Annotated in this window: 20 protein-coding genes; 2 read left to right on the top strand and 18 right to left on the bottom strand. The window is 72.9% G+C overall.

The genetic code is table 11. The features are described from left to right. Positions 1-25: 25 nt before the first annotated feature. A complete protein-coding gene (locus GLX25_RS05950; protein ID WP_155841405.1) occupies positions 26-661 on the top strand; it encodes a GNAT family N-acetyltransferase in 636 nt (211 codons plus the stop codon). Positions 662-680: 19 nt separating this feature from the next. Here the strand turns inward: GLX25_RS05950 and GLX25_RS05945 are convergent, their stop codons facing one another. Further along, positions 681-1,643 carry a CHAD domain-containing protein gene (locus GLX25_RS05945; RefSeq protein ID WP_166548503.1) on the bottom strand — a complete coding sequence of 321 codons (963 nt, stop codon included), beginning with the start codon at positions 1,641-1,643 and terminating at the stop codon, positions 681-683. An 86-nt stretch (positions 1,644-1,729) separates the two neighbouring features. Between GLX25_RS05945 and GLX25_RS05940 the strand changes: the two genes are divergently transcribed. Continuing rightward, positions 1,730-2,527 (top strand): YqjF family protein, encoded by a 798-nt coding sequence (locus GLX25_RS05940; protein ID WP_271192457.1) that lies wholly within the window; start codon positions 1,730-1,732, stop codon positions 2,525-2,527. On the opposite strand, the gene GLX25_RS05935 is transcribed toward GLX25_RS05940, so the two are convergent. The 17 genes from GLX25_RS05935 to GLX25_RS18485 all read right to left on the bottom strand — a co-directional run bounded on the left by GLX25_RS05935 (position 2,499) and on the right by GLX25_RS18485 (position 19,247). Then, positions 2,499-2,735: a DUF167 domain-containing protein gene (locus GLX25_RS05935; protein WP_155841403.1), complete on the bottom strand. Its 237-nt coding sequence runs from the start codon at positions 2,733-2,735 to the stop codon at positions 2,499-2,501. The two genes, GLX25_RS05940 and GLX25_RS05935, sit on opposite strands and share 29 nt — an antisense overlap. Before the next feature lie 59 nt (positions 2,736-2,794). Continuing rightward, positions 2,795-4,306: a ribosome biogenesis GTPase Der gene (der, locus tag GLX25_RS05930; protein WP_155841402.1), complete on the bottom strand. Its 1,512-nt coding sequence runs from the start codon at positions 4,304-4,306 to the stop codon at positions 2,795-2,797. 53 nt (positions 4,307-4,359) lie between these two features. Then, a complete protein-coding gene (cmk, locus tag GLX25_RS05925; protein WP_420837643.1) occupies positions 4,360-5,055 on the bottom strand; it encodes a (d)CMP kinase in 696 nt (231 codons plus the stop codon). Next, the gene (locus GLX25_RS05920; RefSeq protein ID WP_166548502.1) at positions 5,052-6,134 is read right to left on the bottom strand and encodes a prephenate dehydrogenase; all 1,083 of its coding nucleotides are present in this window, start codon (positions 6,132-6,134) and stop codon (positions 5,052-5,054) included. Before GLX25_RS05920 ends, cmk begins: the two co-directional genes overlap by 4 nt. Further along, positions 6,135-6,932 carry a pseudouridine synthase gene (locus GLX25_RS05915; protein ID WP_166548501.1) on the bottom strand — a complete coding sequence of 266 codons (798 nt, stop codon included), beginning with the start codon at positions 6,930-6,932 and terminating at the stop codon, positions 6,135-6,137. After that, entirely contained in the window at positions 6,919-7,683 is a 765-nt protein-coding gene (gene scpB, locus GLX25_RS05910) for an SMC-Scp complex subunit ScpB (RefSeq protein WP_240898190.1), read from the bottom strand. Before scpB ends, GLX25_RS05915 begins: the two co-directional genes overlap by 14 nt. Then, positions 7,673-8,506: a segregation and condensation protein A gene (locus GLX25_RS05905; protein WP_271192460.1), complete on the bottom strand. Its 834-nt coding sequence runs from the start codon at positions 8,504-8,506 to the stop codon at positions 7,673-7,675. The genes scpB and GLX25_RS05905 overlap by 11 nt, the downstream gene beginning before the upstream one ends. 46 nt (positions 8,507-8,552) lie before the next feature. Then, entirely contained in the window at positions 8,553-9,440 is an 888-nt protein-coding gene (locus GLX25_RS05900; RefSeq protein WP_166548500.1) for a ParA family protein, read from the bottom strand. Positions 9,441-9,485: 45 nt separating this feature from the next. Then, a complete protein-coding gene (locus GLX25_RS05895) occupies positions 9,486-10,391 on the bottom strand; it encodes a site-specific tyrosine recombinase XerD (protein ID WP_271192458.1) in 906 nt (301 codons plus the stop codon). Continuing rightward, positions 10,388-11,062, bottom strand: a complete 675-nt coding sequence (locus GLX25_RS18490) for an NUDIX domain-containing protein (protein ID WP_155841399.1) — start codon at positions 11,060-11,062, stop codon at positions 10,388-10,390. The genes GLX25_RS05895 and GLX25_RS18490 overlap by 4 nt, the downstream gene beginning before the upstream one ends. A gap of 1 nt (position 11,063) precedes the next feature. After that, positions 11,064-12,758: a CTP synthase gene (locus GLX25_RS05885; RefSeq protein ID WP_166548540.1), complete on the bottom strand. Its 1,695-nt coding sequence runs from the start codon at positions 12,756-12,758 to the stop codon at positions 11,064-11,066. A 147-nt stretch (positions 12,759-12,905) separates the two neighbouring features. Then, positions 12,906-14,606, bottom strand: coding sequence for a DNA repair protein RecN (gene recN / locus GLX25_RS05880; RefSeq protein ID WP_166548499.1), 1,701 nt, complete (start codon positions 14,604-14,606; stop codon positions 12,906-12,908). Beyond that, positions 14,599-15,555: an NAD kinase gene (locus tag GLX25_RS05875; protein WP_155841398.1), complete on the bottom strand. Its 957-nt coding sequence runs from the start codon at positions 15,553-15,555 to the stop codon at positions 14,599-14,601. The genes recN and GLX25_RS05875 overlap by 8 nt, the downstream gene beginning before the upstream one ends. After that, entirely contained in the window at positions 15,510-16,319 is an 810-nt protein-coding gene (locus GLX25_RS05870; RefSeq protein ID WP_166548498.1) for a TlyA family RNA methyltransferase, read from the bottom strand. Before GLX25_RS05870 ends, GLX25_RS05875 begins: the two co-directional genes overlap by 46 nt. 3 nt (positions 16,320-16,322) lie before the next feature. Next, complete coding sequence (locus GLX25_RS05865) at positions 16,323-16,508, bottom strand: hypothetical protein (RefSeq protein WP_155841397.1); 186 nt, start codon at positions 16,506-16,508, stop codon at positions 16,323-16,325. An 88-nt stretch (positions 16,509-16,596) separates the two neighbouring features. Next, positions 16,597-17,628, bottom strand: coding sequence for an HAD-IIA family hydrolase (locus tag GLX25_RS05860; RefSeq protein WP_155841396.1), 1,032 nt, complete (start codon positions 17,626-17,628; stop codon positions 16,597-16,599). Continuing rightward, a complete protein-coding gene (locus GLX25_RS18485) occupies positions 17,625-19,247 on the bottom strand; it encodes a hypothetical protein (protein ID WP_205719837.1) in 1,623 nt (540 codons plus the stop codon). Before GLX25_RS18485 ends, GLX25_RS05860 begins: the two co-directional genes overlap by 4 nt. Between the last annotated feature and the right edge of the window lie 202 nt (positions 19,248-19,449).

The following is a 19,449-nucleotide window of genomic DNA, read 5'->3' as shown; positions in this document are numbered from 1 at the left end:
CGCCGGCTCGCGTTACCGTCACGGTATGAGCGACGCTGCCACCCCGGCCCACGCTGCCGCCGGAGCCGACGACGCCCCGACCCTGCGCGTGGTCTCGGCGTCGTCGGTGCCGTTCGCCGACGTCGAGGCCGTGTTCGGCACCCGCGGCGACCCGGCGACCTGCTGGTGCCAGTGGTACAAGCTCCGGGGCTCCGCGTGGGAGTCCGCGAGCCGCGACGAACTCCGCGGGCGCCTCGAGGAGCAACTGGCTGCGCCCGGCACCGGGCCCGGCATCCTCGCCTACGACGGCGAGACCCCGGTCGGCTGGTGCGCCGTCGAGCCCCGCAGCGGGCTCGAGCGGCTCCGTCACAGTCCGGTGGCGTCGGCCTCGCCCGACGACGACTTCGACGACTCGTCGATCTGGGCGGTCACGTGCTTCGTGGTGCCCCGCGCCTTCCGGCGTCGCGGCGTCGGTCGCGCGCTCGCGGCGGCCGCCGTCGCGACCGCGCGCGAGCACGGCGCGACGCTGCTCGAGGCATACGCCGTCGACCCCGCCGCGCGAACGAAGCCGCCCGCCGCCGACCTCTTCCCGGGCACCGTCTCGATGTTCGAGGCGGCGGGATTCCGCGAGGTGGCGCGACCGAAGCCGCACCGCGTGGTCATGCAGCATCCGCTCGACTGAGGCCCTCCCGGCGCCGCGTTCAGTCCGGTCGGTGCGCGCTCCAGGCCTTCGCCGCCTTCCGCAGCGCCCGGACGGCGTCCGGCAGCTCTGAGAGGTGCGCGGCGGCGCGTGCGTCGGCGTCGTCGGCGAGGCGCCGCAGCACGTCGGCCGGCTCCCCCGCGTGCGCCGCGTGCGCGGCCGCGCGACGCAGGTGCTCCGCGAACAGCAGCTCGTCGCGGTGGTCGCCCAGCACATCGTGGATGTCGTCGCCCGCCTCCGCGAGGTCCGCGGCCAGCTCGCCGAACAGCGCCACGGGCGGCTCGGAGAGGGCCTCCGCGGCGTAGCGCAGGCGGCGGGACGCCTTGCGGAGGTCGTGCAGTTCGTCGAGCGACGGGTCGTCGGGCAGTCGCCGCGCGCGTCTGCCGGCGCGTTCCGCCTCGCGATCGAGCATCTCTCCGAGCTCGGTGGCCGCGTCGCGGGCGGCGCGCTCGGTGAAGGGCGGCGCAGCGAGCACCCGGTCGAGCTCCTCGATCCGTTCGACGGCGCGCGGGAGGTCCTGCCGCTCGACGAATCGGGCGTGCGCGCGATCGTGCGCGACCCGTTCGTCGTCGACCAGGATCCCGTGGATCCGCTCGAGCTCCGCCTCGGACGCGAACCGACCCGCCTCGTCGGCGTCGGCGATGGCCGCCTCGGCGACCTGCACGCGCACCTCGAGGTCGCGCACGGTTCCGAGCTCGTGGCCGAGCTCGCGAAGTCGTCGCCGCAGGCCCGTCACGACCGCCTCGTCGAGCAGCCCGCCGTACGCCGCGAGCACGCTGCGCAGCCGGCGCACGCTGGTGCGGAGCTGATGCAGCGCGTCGGGCTCGTCGGTGAGCGCACCGGGAAGGAACTCGCGGAACCGGTCGCGGGCGGCCAGGAGCGCGACGACGACGACGGTACCGGCATCGGCGTCGGCACCGACGACACGCTCCCCCGCCGGTGACCCACCGTCCGCTGCGTCCACGCGACCATCGTCCGGCGCGGCGCCGCGGCGAGTCAACCGCACGAGTCCCCTTCCGGCGGCGCGGCCGGTCGCGCGAGGATGGCACCGTGGAGGGATTGCCGCACGAAGCCCCGCCGCTGCCCGGCCGCACCGTGGTCGAGCAGCGCTGGCGCGACCTCGTGTTCCTGCACTGGCGGGTGGAGCCCGACCGGGTCGCGCCCTTCCTCCCGGCGGGGACGCGTCCCGACGTCGTCGACGGCTCGACCTGGGTCGGGCTCATCCCGTTCGTCCTCGCCGACACCCGCTTCCCCCCGCTCCCGCCGATGCACCGCCTGGGGACGTTCGTCGAGGTCAACGTGCGCCTCTACTCGGTCGACCACGACGGCAACCGGGGCGTGGTATTCCGCACCCTCGAGGCAGGTCGCCTTCTCCCGGTCATCGCGGCCCGGGTCGCCTTCGGGCTCCCCTACCACTGGGCGAGCTCGCGGGTCGTGCATCGGGTGGATGCCTCCGGCCACGAGCTCGACTTCCGAAGCCGTCGACACGGCCCCGGCGGCCCGTCGACCCGCATCCGCGCCCGCCTCGGCGAGCCCGTGCGCGCCGACGCGCCCGATGCGTCCCTCGCACGGTTCCTGACCGCGCGATGGGGCTTCCACGAGCAGCACCTCGGCCGCACCGTGTGGGCTCGGAACACGCACGAACCGTGGCCCCTGCTGCGCGCCGAACTCGTCGAGATCGACGACGAGCTGCTCGCGGCGTCGGGGTTCGGCGACCTCGCGACGCGTCACCCCGACTCGGTGCTCGCATCGTCCGGCGTGGCGACGGCCTTCAGCCGCCCGCGCGCGATCGAGGCGCCCGCGTGGCGCCTCCAGCCGATCACGCGCCGTCGACCCGCACCCGCTTGATCCGCGCGGAGTGCCCGCGGAGGATCTCGACGTCGGACTTGCGCACCCCGAAGTGGTCGGCGAGCGCCGCGACGACGCCCGCGTTGGCGGCCCCGTCGACGGCGCGCTCGCGAACGTGCACGGTGAAGGATGCCGCGGGGTCGCCGGGCGTCGGCTCGACGAGCGGCCCGCGCCGGCTGCCCGGCTTCACGCGCACGGTCAGTTCCATCGCGTCCCGTTCGGCCGAGGCATCCGCGCGCCGTTCGATCGTCTCGCCGACCGGACCCGTTACGGCCGCTGCCGGCGCTCGCGCACGCGCATGTTCAGCACGATCGGCGTGCCGACGAAGCCGTAGATCTCGCGGAGGCGCCGCTGGATGAACCGGCGGTATCCGGGGTCGAGGAACCCGGTCGTGAACAGCACGAACGTCGGCGGGCGCGTCGAGGCCTGGGTGCCGAACAGGATGCGCGGCTGCTTGCCGCCCCGCAGCGGGTGCGGGTGGGCCTGCACGAGCTCGGTGAGGAACGCGTTGAACTTGCCCGTGGGGATGCGCGTGTCCCACGACTCCAGCGCGGTCTCCAGGGCGGGGACGAGCTTCTCGAGGTGGCGGCCGGTCTTCGCGGAGATGTTCACGCGCGGCGCCCACGCCACGTGGTGGAGGTCCTGCTCGATCTCGCGCTCGAGGTAGCGGCGGCGGTCGTCGTCGAGGAGGTCCCACTTGTTGTACGCGAGCACGAGCGCGCGGCCCGACTCGAGCACGAGGTCGATGATGCGCACGTCCTGCTCGGAGATCGGCTGCGAGACGTCGAGCAGCACGACCGCGACCTCGGCCTTCTCGAGCGCGGCCTGCGTGCGCAGCGACGCGTAGAAGTCGGCGCCCTGCTGCAGGTGCACGCGGCGACGGATGCCGGCGGTGTCGACGAAGCGCCACACCTTGCCGCCGAGCTCGATCTGCTCGTCGACGGGGTCGCGCGTGGTGCCGGCGAGGTCGTTGACGACGACGCGCTCCTCGCGCGCGGCCTTGTTCAGCAGGCTCGACTTGCCGACGTTCGGGCGGCCGAGGATCGCGACGCGGCGAGGGCCGCCGAACTCCTCCTTCGCGACCGCGGAGACCTGCGGGAGGACCTTGAAGACCTCGTCGAGCAGGTCGGCGACGCCACGGCCGTGCAGAGCGGAGACCGGGTACGGCTCGCCGAGGCCCAGGTTCCACAGCGCGGCGGCCTCGGGCTCCTGGCGCGCGTCGTCGACCTTATTCGCCACGAGGAAGACGGGCTTCTTCGTCTTGCGCAGCAGGCGCACGACGTGCTCGTCGGTCGCGGTCGCGCCGACCGTGGCGTCGACCACGAAGAGGACCACGTCGGAGAGGTCGATCGCGACCTCGGCCTGCGCGGCCACCGACGCGTCGATGCCCCTCGCGTCGGGCTCCCAGCCGCCGGTGTCGACGAGCGTGAAGCGGCGGTCGAGCCATTCGCCCTTGTACGAGACACGGTCGCGGGTGACGCCCGGCGTGTCCTCGACGACGGCCTCGCGGCGGCCGAGGATGCGGTTGACGAGCGCCGACTTGCCGACGTTCGGGCGGCCCACGATCGCGATGACCGGCAGCGCCGGGAGGTAGCGGATGCCCTCCTCGCCCTCGTCGGCGAGCTCGAGCAGGTCGAGGTCCTCGTCCTCCAGGTCGTAGTCCTCGAGGCCCGACCGCAGGGCGGCGGCGCGCTGCTCGGCGAGGTCGTCGTCGACGTCGGCGAGGCGCTCGGCGAGGTCGTCGTCGGTGGCGTCGAACTCGTCGTCGCGATCGGTCATGGCAACTCCTGGGTGGTCTCGGGGCTGCGCGCGCGAGCGCACAACCTGTCTATTCAACCAGTTCGAACCTGAGCGTCCCGGATGACGGCGAGCATCGCCTCGACGGTCTCGTCGAAGTCGAGGTCCGTGGAATCGACCGTGACGACGCCCTCCGCGGCGTTCATGAAGTCGACGACCTTCGAGTCCGCGGCGTCGCGCGCGCGCAGCTGCTGCCCGGTCGCGGAGGCGGAGTGGCCGACGAGCTCCGCCGAGCGCCGGGCCGTCCGCACCTCCTCCGACGCGGTGAGCAGGATGCGCGCGGGCGCGTCGGGCGCGACCACGGTCGTGATGTCGCGGCCCTCGACGACGATCCCGCCACGCCGCTCGGCGGCCATGATCGCCCGGAACAGCTCGATGAGGTGGCTGCGCACCTCGGGAACGCGCGCCACCTGGCTCACCACGCCCGAGATCCCGGGCTCGCGGATCGCCCGCGTGACATCCGTCGAGCCGACGTGCACGGCGTAGCCGGTCGGGTCGGTGCCGATGCGGTAGTCGAACGAGTCGAGGCACGAGATGACGGATGCCGCGTCCGCGGTGTCCACGCCGCACGCCTCCGCGTGCCAGGCCAGCGCCCGGTAGGCCGCCCCGGTGTCGAGGAAGCCCCAGCCGAGGCGTCGGGCGACCTCCTTCGAGACGCTCGACTTGCCGCTTCCGGCGGGCCCGTCGACGGCGACGACGACGGGGTGGACGGGGTCGTGCTGCATGCTCATCCTGCGATCCGCCAGCCGCGTGCGGCCAGCTCGGTGGTCAGTCGGTCGGCCGCCTCGGGCACGACCTGCACTTCGGCGAGGCCGACCTGGCGGCCGGGCGAGTGCTCGAGGCGGAGGTCCTCGAGGTTCACGCCGATCTCGCCGATCTCGGCGAGCAGCCGCGCGAGCTGCCCCGGCCGGTCGTCGATCATCACGATGATCGTCGTGAAGCGCTTGTCGGTGCCGTGCTTGCCGGGCAGGCGCGCCACGCCGGTGTTGCCGCCCGTGAGCTCCTCGGCGACGCGGCGACGCGCGCCGGGCGCGGCCGGTTCGGCGAGCGCGTCGATGAAGCGGTCGAGGTCGTCGCGGTAGGCGATGAGGATGTCGCGCACGGGCGATGCGTTGGCGCCGAGGATCTGGACCCACAGGTCGGGGTCGCTGGCGGCGACCCGGGTGACGTCGCGCACGCCCTGCCCGGCGAGGCCGAGCGCCGCGTTCGGCGCGTCGAGGAACCGTCGGGCCATGATGCTCGAGACCACCTGCGGCACGTGCGAGATGAGGGCCACCCCGGCGTCGTGCTCCTCGGGGGTCATCTCGACGAGCGTCGCGCCGAGGTCGAGGATGAGGTCGTCGATCGCGCTCGCGCGCCGGTAGCTGATCTCGTCGTGCGCGGCGACCACCCACGGGCGGCCCGCGAAGAGGTCGGCACGGGCGGCGAGCGGTCCCCCGCGCTCGCGACCGGCGAGCGGGTGCGAGCCGATGTAGCGCGACACGTCGGCGTCCGCGGCCTCGAGCTCGGCGAGGATCCCGGCCTTCACGCTCGCCACATCCGTCACGATCGCCTCGGGGAACGCGGCGAGTTCGGCCGCGACGACGCTCGCCGTGACATCCGGCGGGACCGCGACCACGATGAGCTGCGGGGCGTCGTCGGGCTGCGCGGGACGCCCGGCGCCGAGGTCGACCGCGATCGCGACGTGCGTCGGCGACGCGTCGGCGAGGATCACGTCGATGGCGCGGGCCCGGAGCCCGAGCGCGACGCTCGTTCCGAGCAGGCCGGCGCCGACGACGCGCACCGGTCCGATGAGCCGTGACTCGACCACCTACCCGTTCCCCTTCCGCTCGGCGTCCGCCGCGCGCACGATGGTGAGCAGCTGGCCGAGTTCGACTCTAGTCAACTCGCGCACGGCGCCCGACTTCAGGGTCCCGAGGTGGAGCGGCCCGAACTGGCGGCGCACGAGCTCCACGACCGGGTGGCCGACCGCATCGAGCATGCGCCGGACGATCCGGTTCCGGCCCGAGTGCAGCGTCACCTCGACCATGGTGTGCCGCTGGTCGCCCTGCGCCTGCAGGATCTTCGCGCGATCCGCGCGGATCGGGCCGTCGTCGAGGTCGACGCCGCGCTTCAGGCGCTGCAGCGTCTGCGGGGTCATCCGCCCCGCCACCTTCGCGATGTACGTCTTCTCGACCCCGAACGACGGGTGCGCGAGCACGTGCGCGAGCTCGCCGTCGTTCGTGAGCAGCAGCAGGCCGCTCGTGTCGCCGTCGAGGCGGCCGACGTTGAAGACGCGGACGTCGAGCGGGTCGGTGAAGCGGCGCAGGTCGGGCCGCCCCTGCTCGTCCCGCATCGTCGAGACCACGCCGCGCGGCTTGTTCAGCATGAAGTAGCGCTTGTCCTGGTCGAGCTGCACGGCGACGCCGTCGACGGACACCCGGTCGGCGAGCGGATCGATGCGCGTGCCGAGCTCCGTGACGACCCGGCCGTTCACCTCGATGCGGCCCTCGACGATCAGGTTCTCGACGACGCGGCGACTCGCGACGCCGGCCGCGGCGAGCGCCTTCTGCAGCCGGACGCCCTCGGGCGAGCCGGCCTGGCCGCCCGGCCGGTCAGACGAGGTCACGTTCGAATCCCTCCTGGCCGCCGTCGAGCAGCGGCGAGATCGGCGGCAGGTCGTCGATCGACGCGATGCCGAGGTTCGTGAGCAGCAGGTCGGTCGTGCCGTAGAGGATCGCCCCGGTCTCCTCGTCGGTGTCGACCTCGGTGATGAGCCCGCGACCGTAGAGCGTGCGCACGACGGAGTCCACGTTCACGGCCCGGATCGACGCGATCGACGAGCGCGAGATCGGCTGCTTGTAGGCGATCACGGCGAGCGTCTCGAGCGCCGCCTGCGAGAGCTTCGTCGAGGTCTGCGCGAGCACCGCGTCGGTGATCAGCGCGTCGTACTCGGTGCGCGCGTAGAAGCGCCAGCCGCCGCCGACCTCGCGAAGTTCGAAGGCGCGACGGATGCCTCCGGCCGCGGGCTGCTCGCCCGCCGCATCGGTGCGCGGCTCGCCGGACGGCGCCCCGCCGTCGTAGTCCGCGACGAGGCGCGCGATCGACGCCTTCACCTCGGCGATGGGACGCGCGACCGCCGCGGCGAGGTGCACGAGGCCCTGCGGCTCGTCGGCGATGAAGAGCAGCGCCTCGATCGCGCGGTCGAGGTCGAGGCGGGGCTGGCCGGGCACGTCGAGCGGCGTCGCGACCGAGACCTCGGGTCGCTCGCCGACGCCGGCGGCCGCGGGGTCGGCGCGCACCGCGTCGTCCGTCGGCGCCCCGGCATCCCGTTCCGTCGCGTCGTCCATCGGCATCGCGGCATCCGTCTCACTCGTCATAGTCGGCTCCCAGGCTGTCCAGTCGGTCGTCGGACCAGTTCTCGTTCCCGGCCCAGCGCAGCGTCAGCTCCCCGAGGGGTTCGAGCTGGTCGAACCCGATCGCGTCGTGCCGGTAGAGCTCGAGGACCGCGAGGAACCGCGCGACGACGACCCCGGGCCGGTCCACGCCCGCGATGAGCCGCCGGAACGTGACCGGTTCCCCGCGGCGGAGCACCGCGACGACGTGCGCGGCCTGCTCGCGGATCGAGACGAGCGGCGCGTGCAGGTGGTCGAGGCCCACGGTCGGCAGCTCGCGCGGCGTGAGCGCGAGCGTGGCGAGGGCGGCGAAGTCGGCGGGCCCGAGCGTCCAGCGGAGCTCGGGCGTGCGCTGGCGGAACCGCTCCTCGAGCTTGACCGTGCGCGCGTGCCGCAGCGACTCGACCTCCATGCGACCGCCGAACCAGCGCGCCGCCTCCTTGAACGCCCGGTACTGCAGCAGCCGCGCGAAGAGCAGGTCCCGCGCCTCGAGGAGGGCGACGTCCTCGGCGTCGACCAGCTCGCCCTGCGGCAGGAGCCCCGCGACCTTCAGGTCGAGCAGGGTCGCCGCGACGACGAGGAACTCGCTCGCGCGATCGAGGTCCTCATCGGTCTCGATGCCTCGCAGGTACGCGATGAACTCGTCGGTCACGGCCGACAGCGACACCTCGGTGATGTCGAGCTCGTGCTTGGCGATGAGCGAGAGCAGGAGGTCGAACGGGCCCTCGAAGTTCGACAGGGCGACACGGAACTCCGGCTCGGCCCCGGCCTCGGCGGCGGCATCCGCGGCAGCAGGCGACTCGGGCACCTCGCCCGCATCGCCCGTCGGGGTGTTCGACTCCGCCGCCGCCGGCTCAGGCGACCGCGCCACGGTCGACCAGCTCCCTCGCGAGCTGACGGTACGCCCGCGAGGCGGGGTGCTCGGGCGCGAACTCCGTGATCGGCGTCGCGGCGACCGTGGCATCCGGGAACTTCACGGTGCGCGTGATCACGGTCTCGAGCACCTGGTCGTGGAACGCGTCGACGACCCGCTCGAGCACCTCGCGCGAGTGCAGCGTCCGCGCGTCGTACATGGTCGCGAGGATCCCGTCGAGCGTGATGGCCGGGTTCAGGCGGTCGCGCACCTTGTCGATCGTCTCGATGAGGAGCGCGACGCCGCGCAGCGCGAAGTACTCGCACTCCAGCGGGATGACCACGCCATGGCTCGCCGTGAGGGCGTTCACGGTGAGCAGTCCGAGCGAGGGCTGGCAGTCGATCAGGATCACGTCGTAGTCGGCCGACACCTTGCGGAGCACGCCGGCGAGGATCTGCTCGCGCGCGACCTCGGTCACGAGGTGCACCTCGGCGGCCGACAGGTCGATGTTCGCCGGGATGACGTCGAGTCCCTCGACCGCGGTGCGCTGGATCGCGTCGGCCGGCGAGACGCTGCGCGAGAGCAGCAGGTCGTAGATCGTCGGAACGTCGTGCGTGGGCACGCCGAGCCCCGCCGACAGGGCGCCCTGCGGATCGAAGTCCACCGCGAGCACGCGCCGTCCGTAGTCGGCGAGCGCCGCACCGAGGTTGATGGTCGTCGTGGTCTTGCCGACGCCGCCCTTCTGGTTGCACAGGGCGATGATCCGGGCGGGTCCGTGCGAACGCAGCGGCGCGGGCTCCGGGAAGTCGCGAGCGGGGCGGCCGGTGGGACCCAGGTCCGACGACTCCAGCGTGGCGGTGCCGTCCGCCGGGTCGTGTTCGTAGGTCACGGTGCGGCTCTCTCTCCCCGTCGATTCCGGAATGCTTGGTCGATTCTAACGAGCACGGGGGTGGGCGACCGTGTACATCTCCCGGAGTGTATCGGCCGTGACCAGCGTGTAGATCTGGGTCGTCGACACGGACACGTGCCCGAGGAGCTCCTGGACGACGCGCACGTCGGCGCCGCCGGCGAGCAGGTGCGTCGCGAACGAGTGCCGCAGCGTGTGCGGCGAGACGGATGCCGCGACCCCGGCGCGCTCCGCGGCATCCTGCAGCACCTGCCAGACGGCCTGACGCGACATCCGCCTGCCCCTGACGCCCAGGAACAGCGCCGGCGTCGCACTCCCCCGCGCCGAGAGCACGGGTCTGGACCGGACGAGGTAGGCGTCGAGCGCCGCGCGCGCGTAGCTGCCGACGGGCACGATACGCTCGGTGCCGCCCTTGCCGAACAGCCGCACGACCTCCTCGTCGACGAGGTCGTCGACGTTGAGCGCGGTCGCCTCGGACACTCGCGCCCCGGTCGCGTAGAGCAGTTCGAGCAGGGCGACGTCGCGGAGCGCCGTGACCTCCCCGCCGACGCGGGCGGCGTCGATGATCGCGGCGACGTCCTCGACGGGGATCGCCTTCGGCAGCCGCATGGGCAGCTTCGGGGGACGGAGGTCCTTCGCGGGGTCGGTGGGCGTCCGCCCCTCCTCGGCGAGGAAGCGGTGCAGGCCCCGCACCGCGGAGAGCACCCGCGCGATCGACGAGACGGCGAGGGTGGGCTCGCGCTCGGCGCCGAGGTAGCGGACGAACGCCGACAGGTCGGCCTCGGCGACGGCCTCCGGTCCCGCGATGGCGGCTCGATCCAGCCAGTCGGTGTAGATCGCGAGGTCGCGGCGGTACGAGGCGAGGCTGTTGCGCGCGAGTCCTCGCTCCACCGTGAGGTGGCGCAGGTACTCGTCGACCGCGCGCTGACTCACCCGGCGGCCGGCCTGTGGTTCGGGTGGGCGAGCCACGGCGCGTCGGCCGGCGCGAGCGTCGACCACGCGCGGGCGCGCGCCGCCACGGCGGCGAGGACGCCGACGGTGAGCGACGGGTTGCCGACCTGCCGCGCGAGGACGGCGTCGACGCAGTCGTCGAGCGCCACCCATCGGAGTTCCATGTCGGCCTCCTCGTCCTCGCGGGCGTGCGCCTGGGGCGCCGCTGCGAGCCCGCGGGCGAGGAAGACGCGGATGGCCTCGTCGCTGCCGCCCGGGGTCGTGAAGTAGTCGGCCAGCACGGCCCAGTCGGATGCCACGAGGTCCGCCTCCTCGGCGAGCTCGCGCTTCGCCGCCTCGAGTGGCGGTTCGTGCGCGACGTCGAGGAGGCCGGCCGGGATCTCCCAGTCGCGCGCGCGCACCGGCTGCCGGTACTGCTTGATGAGCAGGACGCGGTCCGCGTCGTCGAGCGCGAGGATCGCGACGGCACCGGGGTGCGCGACGTACTCGCGGACGATGGGGACCGCGTCGCGACCGTACTCGAGCCGGTCGCGACGCACGTCCCAGATGCGCCCCTCGAACACGGTCTCGCGGTCGAGGACCGGCAGGTCGACGTACTCGTCGGCGGGCAGGTCGGCGGTGCGGTCGACCGGCCCGCCGACCCCGGCCGTCATGTCAGGCGCCCTCGACGTCGTCGAACAGCAGGCTCGCCTTGCGGCGCTCGAGCGCCGCGCCGACGAGTCCGCGGAACAGCGGGTGCGCGTCGTTCGGCCGGCTCCGGAGTTCGGGGTGCGCCTGCGTGGCGACGTAGAACGGGTGCACGTCGCGCGGCAGCTCGACGAACTCGACGAGGTGCCGGCTCGGAGACATGCCGGAGAAGACCATGCCCGCCTCGGCGATGCGGTCGCGATAGGCGTTGTTGACCTCGTACCGGTGGCGGTGCCGCTCCGACACCTCGGTCGCTCCGTAGAGCTCGGAGACGATCGAGCCCTCGTCGAGGGCAGCCGGGTAGAGGCCGAGGCGCATGGTGCCGCCGAGGTCGCCGCCGGCGATGATCTCGACCTGCTCCTCCATGGTCGCGATGACCGGGAACTCGGTGTCGGGGTCGAACTCGCTCGAGGAGGCGCCCGGGAGCCCGGCCACGTTCCGGGAGTACTCGATCACCATGCACTGCAGGCCGAGGCAGAGACCGAGCGTCGGGATGCCGTTCTCGCGCGCGAAGTGCAGCGCGCCGAGCTTGCCCTCGATGCCGCGCACGCCGAAGCCGCCGGGCACGCAGATCCCGTCGAGGTGCGACAGCTTCTCCTTCGCGCCCTCGGGGGTGCGGCACTCGTCGGACGGGATCCACTCGATGCTCACCTTGGTGTCGTTCGCGAACCCGCCGGCGCGGAGGGCCTCGGTGACCGACAGGTAGGCGTCGGGGAGGTCGATGTACTTGCCGACGAGGCCGATCGTGACCTCGTGCGCCGGGTCGTGGACGACGCGGAGCAGGTCGGCCCACGCCGACCAGTCGACCTCGGCGGCCTTCTCGCCGAGCCCCAGCGCCTCGATCAGGTACGCGTCGAGGCCCTGCTCGTGGAGCATCGTGGGGATGTCGTAGATCGAGGGCACGTCGACCGCGTTGACCACGGCGGCCTCGTCGACGTCGCACATGAGCGCGATCTTGCGCTTGTTCGCCTCGGTGACGGGGCGATCGCTGCGCAGCACGAGCGCGTCGGGCTGGATGCCGATCGAGCGGAGCGCAGCCACGGAGTGCTGCGTCGGCTTGGTCTTCTGCTCCCCCGACGCGCCCATGAACGGCACGAGCGAGACGTGCACGAAGAAGACGTTCTTGCGACCGAGCTCGTGACGCACCTGACGCGCGGACTCGATGAACGGCTGCGACTCGATGTCGCCGACCGTGCCGCCGATCTCGGTGATGATGACGTCGGGCTTCGGCGTCTCGGTCGCCTGGAGGCGCATGCGGCGCTTGATCTCGTCGGTGATGTGCGGGATCACCTGGACGGTGTCGCCGAGGTACTCGCCGCGACGCTCCTTGGCGATGACGGTCGAGTAGATCTGCCCGGTCGTGACGTTGGCCGCCTGCGACAGGTCGATGTCGAGGAACCGCTCGTAGTGGCCGATGTCGAGGTCGGTCTCGGCGCCGTCATCGGTCACGAAGACCTCGCCGTGCTGGAACGGGTTCATGGTGCCCGGATCGACGTTGAGGTAGGGGTCGAGCTTCTGCATCACCACCCGCAGGCCCCGCGCCGTGAGCAGGTTGCCGAGGCTTGCCGCCGTCAGGCCCTTGCCCAAAGAGGAAACGACACCACCAGTCACGAAGATGTGCTTGGTCGTGCCGTTCGAAATGTCTGCGCCGCGATCATCCACCACGGGCTTGTAGTCTATCCGACTCCCGGCTGGGAATGGCCCGAGCCGTCGCCGAACCCCGAAGACGGATGCCGCGTCCCGCGAGATCGCGCGCGAATCGCTCGTCGAACTCGCCCGAGCGTCGGGCCTCCCCGGGCGTGTCGCAGGTCAGGCCGCCGCGTCGCCGTCGGCGATCTCGAGGAGCTCGCGCGCGTGCGCGAGCCCGGACTCGGAGTCGGCGAGTCCCGACAGCAGGCGGGCCATCTCTGCCTCGCGCTCGACGCCCTCCAGCTGGCGCACGCTCGATGCCGTGACGCGACCGTCGGTGCCCTTGACGACGCTGAGGTGATTCGACGCGAACGCCGCGACCTGGGCGAGGTGGGTGACCACGATCACCTGGGAGCGCTCGGCGAGTCGCGCGAGGCGGCGGCCGATCTCGATCGCTGCGGCGCCACCGACGCCCGCGTCGACCTCGTCGAACACGAATGTCGGCACGGGGTCGGCGCCGGCGATGACGACCTCGATGGCGAGCATCACGCGCGAGAGCTCACCGCCCGAGGCTCCCTTCGCGACGGGCCGTGGCTCGGTGCCGGGATGCGGCCGCAGCAGGATCGCGACCTGGTCGCGGCCGTGCGAGGTCGGCTCGGCGAGCGGCTCGACCTCGACGGTGAGTTCGGCGTCGGGCATCGCGAGGGCCGCGAGCTCGGCCGTGACCGCGGCGGCGAGGCGGGATGCCGCGTCGGTGCGCAGAGCGCTGATCCGGCCGGCCAGCTCGTCGACCTCCTCGGCGCGACGCTCGACGGCCTGTTCGAGCAGCTCGATCCGGTCGTCGTCGCCATCGAGCTCGACGAGGCGGAGACCGCCGTCGTGCCGGAACGCGATCGCCTCGTCGAGCGTCCCGTGCCGTCGGGAGAGGTTCGCGAGGACCGCACGACGCTCCTGCACCGCTTCGAGTTCCGCTGCGCCGTCGGCGTCGAGGCCGGCGAGGTAGCCGGAGAGCTCGGTCGCCGCATCCGCGAGCGCGAAGCCGGCGCTCGCCACCGCTTCGGCGATGGGGGCGAGTGCCGGATCGTGCGCGACCACGCGGTCGACGTGTCGACGCGCGGACTCGACGAGCGTGATGGCATCGGGCGTGTCGTCGCCGGCGACCTCGGCCGAGATGAGCTCCCTGGCCTGGGCCGCGGCGAGGCGGAGGTCTTCGAGGTTCGTGAGGCGCTCGGCGCGCTCCTGCAGCGCCTCGTCCTCGCCGGGCTGCGGATCGGCGGCCTCGAGTTCGTCGAGCGCGAGACGGAGTTCCTCAGCCTCGCGGAGGCGCTCGTCGTGGTGCTCCCGAAGCGAGCGGAGCTCGTCGGCCTCGGCGCGCCAGCCGCGGTACGCGCCGCGGTACGCGCCGAGCACGCCCGCCAGCTCCGGACCGGCGAACCGGTCGAGCGCATCGCGCTGCGCGGTCGCCGAACGGAGCCGCTGCTGGTCGGCCTGACCGTGGACGACGACGAGGTGGTCCGCGAGCTCGGCGAGCACGCCCACGGGGGCGCTGCGCCCGCCCACGATGGCGCGACTTCGCCCCTCAGCGGACACGGAGCGCCCGAGGAGCAACTCGCCCGCATCGATCTCGCCGCCCGCATCGGCGACGCGTTCGGCCACGGCCTCGGGTTCGGTGAGCAGCCAACGCCCCTCGACCCACGCCTGCTTCGCGCCGGAGCGCACCGTGCCCGCATCGGAGCGCGCCCCGAGCAGGAGCCCGAGCGCGGTGACCACCATCGTCTTGCCGGCGCCGGTCTCGCCGGTCACCGCGGTGAAGCCCGGTCCGAGCGGCAGCGTAGCCTCGGCGATCACCCCGAGATCGCGGATTCCGAGTTCCTCAATCACCGGCGACCGGCCCCTTCCAGCCCGTGACGGGCAGCTGGAACTTGTTCACGAGCCGATCGGTGAACGGCGCCTGGTGCAGCCGCGCCAGGCGGACGGGGACCGGCGACCGCCGGACGATGACGCGGGCGCCCGGCGGGAGTTCGAACATCCGCCGGCCATCGCACCAGATCACCGCAGCCGCCTCGGTCCGCTGCAGCACCTCGACGGCGAGCGACGAGTCCGGGCCGACGACGAGCGGGCGGGCGAACAGCGCGTGCGCGCTGAGCGGCACGAGCAGGAGCGCCTCGACCGCGGGCCACACGACGGGGCCGCCGGCGGAGAACGAGTAGGCCGTCGAGCCGGTCGGCGTCGACATCACGACGCCGTCGCACCCGAACGACGACAACGGGCGGCGGTCGACCTCGATGACCACCTCAAGCATGCGTTCGCGCTCGGCCTTCTCGACGGTCGCCTCGTTCAGCGCCCACCCCTCGTAGACGACGTCCTCGCCGACCTTCGCTCGCACGGAGAGCGTCATGCGCTCCTCGACCGTGTAGTCTCGCGCGAGCGCACGGCCCACCGTGTAGCCGAGGTCGTCGCGCTCGCTCTCCGCGAGGAAGCCCACGTGGCCGAGGTTGACGCCCAGCAGCGGGACGGGATGGTCGCGCGTGAGCTCCGCCGCGCGGAGGATCGTGCCGTCGCCGCCGAGGACGATCACGAGTTCGATGTGCTTCGGCGAGACCTCCTCGAAGCGCTTGACCATGCCCTCGAGCTCGGGCAGCGCCGTCATCACGTCGTGCCACTGCTCCGCGGCGACGACCGGCACCGCTCCGGCCGCGGCCAGCTGCCCGCACACGTCTGCCGTGGCGTCGAGGGCCGACGACCGACCGGTGTGGGAGACCACGAGGAAGTACCGTGCATCGCTCACGCCGTGACGCCTCCCGTCGCTGCTCTGACCTGACTGGACCATTCTGACGGATCGGCGCCGCGCGTCGAGCTGAGCAGGACCAGGACCTCGCGGTTGCCGTGGGTGCCCGCGATCGGGGAGGACAGGACGCCCGCCGTGCGCAACCCGAGGTCGTGCGCGGCCCAGAGCACGTTCATGACCGCGTCGCCCCGTGCGGCGGGATCGCGCACGACGCCCTCTCGCGTGCCGCTCCGCCCCACCTCGAACTGCGGCTTGACGAGCAGCACGAACTCGGCGTCGGACGACGCCGTCGCATGGAGTGCGGGCAGCACCGTCGTGAGGGAGATGAAGGAGAGGTCGGCCGTGACGAGCGTCGGTCGATCGTCGACGCCGGTGAGGCGGGCGAGCGTCGTCGCGTCGAGGTGCCGCACGTTGCAGCCCTCGACCAGGATCAGCCCGGGCAGCCCGTGCAGCTCTGGAGCGAGCTGCCCGTGGCCGACGTCGACCGCGAGCACCGTCGCGGCCCCCCGCTCGAGCATCACCTGGGTGAATCCGCCCGTTGACGCGCCGGCATCGAGCACGACGTGGCCGGCCGGGTCCACGCCGAAGGCGTCCAGCGCCGCGATCAGCTTGTGGGCGGCGCGGCTCACGTAGTGATCCGCCTCGGCGACCTCGAGGACGGCGTCGTCCGCGACACGATGCGCGGCCTTCGTGACCGGCTCGCCGTCGACGCGGACCGCGCCGTCGGCGATGAGCGTCGCCGCGTGCGTGCGCGACCGCGCGAGGCCGCGCGCCGCCAGCGCCGCGTCGAGTCGCTGGGCCGTCACCGATCAGCTCGCGGCGCGCGCGGGATCGGATCGCTCGAGCTCGCGCCGGAGCTGCTCGGCCATCGCGTCGAACCCGGCGGCGCGCTCCTCGAGGGGCGACGCCTCGATCGAGGAGAGCGCATCGGCGGCCGCCGCCGCCAGGTCCGATGCCTCCACCGGGTCGTCCGGGTCGAAGTCTCCTGTGCTCACGACCTCCACGCTACCGCGTGCCACCGTCGCCGCGGCTCGGCCCACGCCTGTGAACGGCCCGCCGACCGCGAATGCGGCGCCGCCCCATTCAGCGGTACAGGCGCTCCGGAACCTCGAGCGCGTGGATCGCCGTGCCGTTCTCCCAGATCGCCGCGCACGCGGCGCGCAGCAGGTCGAGCGGATCGTCGCCGTCGCGCTCGATCACCACCCGGCGTCCCTCGATCCGGACCTCCGACCCGCGCACGCGCACGCCGCCACGACGACGCTCGATCTCCGGGTACGGCTCATGCAGTTGGCGGAGATCGGAGACGATGAAGTCCGGGCGGCTCGCGGCATCCGCTGCCAGCACCTGCTTCGCCCGGTCGATGCCCGTGAGCACGACGAGCGAGGCGATGCCGGCGCGGTTCGCGCCCCGGATGTCGGTGTCCAGTCGGTCGCCGATCATGAGCGGACGCTCCGCGCCGAAGCGTTCGCGCGCCTCGTCGAAGATCGGCGTCTCCGGCTTGCCGGCGACCTCCGGGAAGCGTCCCGCCGCGGTGTGCACGGCTGAGACGAGCGTCCCGTTGCCGGGTGCGATGCCGCGTTCGACCGGGATCGTCCAGTCCATGTTCGTCGCGATCCAGGGGATGCCGCCGGGCTCGCCCGGCCCGCCGTGCGCGTTCAGCGCGAAGGCGGCCTCGGCGAGCTGACGCCATCCGACGTCCGGGTGGAATCCCTGCATGACCGCGTCGGGAGCGTCGTCGGCCGAACGCGTGACCCGGTAGCCGCCGCGTTCGAGCTCGGTGACGATGCCGTCCCCGCCGACGACGAGCACGAGTGCGCCGGGGGCGACGGATGCCGCGAGCAGCCGCATCGCGGCCTGCGGCGAGGTCACGACGTCACGAGGCGTGGGCGACAGCCCGAGCGAAGTGAGATGCGCCGCGACCTGCTCATCGCTGCGCGAGGCGTTGTTCGTGATGTACGCGACCGGGAGCGATCCGGCGACGCGGTTCAGGCTCTCGACCGCGTGCGGGATCGCGTGGGGTCCGGCGTAGACGACGCCGTCGAGGTCGGCGAAGACCGCGTCGACGCCGTCGAGCGGCGTCGCGGTCACGCGTCGCGAGGAGAAGAGGGGACTCATCCGCGGTCGGCGCCCCGGCCCGCGTCCTGCTCGCCGTCGAGGTGAGCCGTCTCGGCCAGGACCGCGGCCACCTCGGGCTCGATCGCATCCGCGGGATCGCCCTCGGCGTCGACCTCGGGCTCGGGCTCCGGCTCGGGCTCCGTCGTGTCGGCGTCGGTGTCGGCCGAACCGTCGGTCTCGGCCGGGTCGTCGATCGCGACCGGCTCCTCTTCGACCTCGAGTTCGAACACCTCGATGAAGTCGGGACGTGCGCCCTCGAGCGCGGCCTCCGCGCGGTCGGACAGCGCCCGCCAGCGCGCGGCATCCGCGGAACGACCGAGCTCGTCGAGCACCTCCGCGTACGCGGAGAACAGCGCCGGGCTGTACGAGAATGCGCGGTCCGGGTCGAGCTGCGGCACCTCGAGCTCGCCGAGCGCCAGCTCGGGCTGCTCGAGATCGAGTCGCGCTCCGGACATCGCGATGGCGAGCGCGGCCTGCACCGCCGCCGGCAGCGTCGACCGGTCGACGGACCGACCGAGCTCGAGCGCGCGGTCGGGTCGTCCGACGCCGCGTTCGCTGTCCACCATCAGGGCGATCTGGTCGTCGTTGCCGGAGATCCGGCGGTACGTGCGCAGCTCGCGGAGCGCGAGGGCGAAGTCGCCCGTCGCGTACGCGGTGATCGCGAGCGTCTCGCGGACGACGGCGACGCGTCCCGCACGGCGGGACGCCGACAGCGCATGCCGATGCGCGAGCGCCGGGTCGTCCTCGAGCGCCTCGGATGCGGCTACGAGGTGCCGAGCGACCCACTCCGCATTCTCCTTGGAGAGGGTCTTGAGCTCGGCGCGTGCCGCCGGGTCGAGGTCCCTCGGCGTGATGCGTTCCGCGATCGGCGGGTCGTCGTGGCGCGGCCGGATGGAGAGCTCGGCAGCGCCGTGCCCTGCCTGGCGAGGGGCGCGCTCGCGGTCCGAGGAGCGCTGCGCCGGGCGTCCCGCGACACGACCGTGCGAGCGGTGCTCGCGCGAACCGCCGGGCCGGTCCGAGCGGCGCTCGTCGCGACCGCCGCGGTCGTCGCGCGAACCGTACCTGCGCTCACCGGTGCCGCGCGGCGTGTACTTCCGCTCGCCACCGCGGTCGTCACGCGACCCGTACGAACGCTGACCACCGCGGTCGTCACGCGACCCGTACTTCCGCTCGCCACCGCGATCGTCACGCGAACCGTACGAACGCTGACCGCCACGGTCGTCACGCGAGGTGTACTTCCGCTCGCCACCGCGATCGTCACGCGACCCGTACGAACGCTGACCGCCACGGTCGTCACGCGAGGTGTACTTCCGCTCGTCACCGCGATCGTCACGCGACCCGTACTTCCGATCGCCACCGCGATCGTCACGCGAACCGTACGAACGCTGACCACCGCGGTCGTCACGCGAACCGTACTTCCGCTCGCCACCGCGATCGTCACGCGAACCGTACGAACGCCGATCTCCACGGTCGTCACGCGACCCGTACGAACGGCGGCCGTCCTGGCCGGCGGACGACCTGCCGCTACCGGAGCGACTCCCCTGCCCCGAGCGGCCTCCGCGGCGTTCGTCGTCTCGGTTGTTCCGGCGTTCGCCGGGATCCTGCGTGGAATCGCTCACGGGTGCTTCCTGTCGTCCTGCCTGGGAGTCCTGCGGACTCAACCGTACTCTCGGCGTCGCTGCGCGACGCCCGTTAACGAAGAATGGCCACCCTCCGGCGTTCGCTATTGAACGCTGGGGGTGGCCACTCTGCAATGAATGTCCGGCGGTGTCCTACTCTCCCACAGGGTCGCCCCTGCAGTACCATCGGCGCTGCGAGTCT

This window comes from Agromyces luteolus (assembly GCF_009729855.1).
GTDB lineage: Bacteria > Actinomycetota > Actinomycetes > Actinomycetales > Microbacteriaceae > Agromyces > Agromyces luteolus.
Note: the sequence above shows the minus strand (reverse complement) of the source record. Positions and strands in the feature narration are given on the sequence as shown.

Bases quoted from the DNA above. Each gene is read 5' to 3' on its own strand.
- GLX25_RS05950 (WP_155841405.1), top strand. From the start codon at position 26: ATGAGCGACGCTGCCACCCCGGCCCACGCTGCCGCCGGAGCCGACGAC.
- GLX25_RS05935 (WP_155841403.1), bottom strand. From the start codon at position 2,735: ATGGAACTGACCGTGCGCGTGAAGCCGGGCAGCCGGCGCGGGCCGCTC.
- der (WP_155841402.1), bottom strand. From the start codon at position 4,306: ATGACCGATCGCGACGACGAGTTCGACGCCACCGACGACGACCTCGCC.
- cmk (WP_420837643.1), bottom strand. From the start codon at position 5,055: ATGAGCATGCAGCACGACCCCGTCCACCCCGTCGTCGTCGCCGTCGAC.
- scpB (WP_240898190.1), bottom strand. From the start codon at position 7,683: ATGACGAGTGAGACGGATGCCGCGATGCCGATGGACGACGCGACGGAA.
- GLX25_RS18490 (WP_155841399.1), bottom strand. From the start codon at position 11,062: ATGACGGCCGGGGTCGGCGGGCCGGTCGACCGCACCGCCGACCTGCCC.
- GLX25_RS05875 (WP_155841398.1), bottom strand. From the start codon at position 15,555: ATGGTCCAGTCAGGTCAGAGCAGCGACGGGAGGCGTCACGGCGTGAGC.
- GLX25_RS05860 (WP_155841396.1), bottom strand. From the start codon at position 17,628: ATGAGTCCCCTCTTCTCCTCGCGACGCGTGACCGCGACGCCGCTCGAC.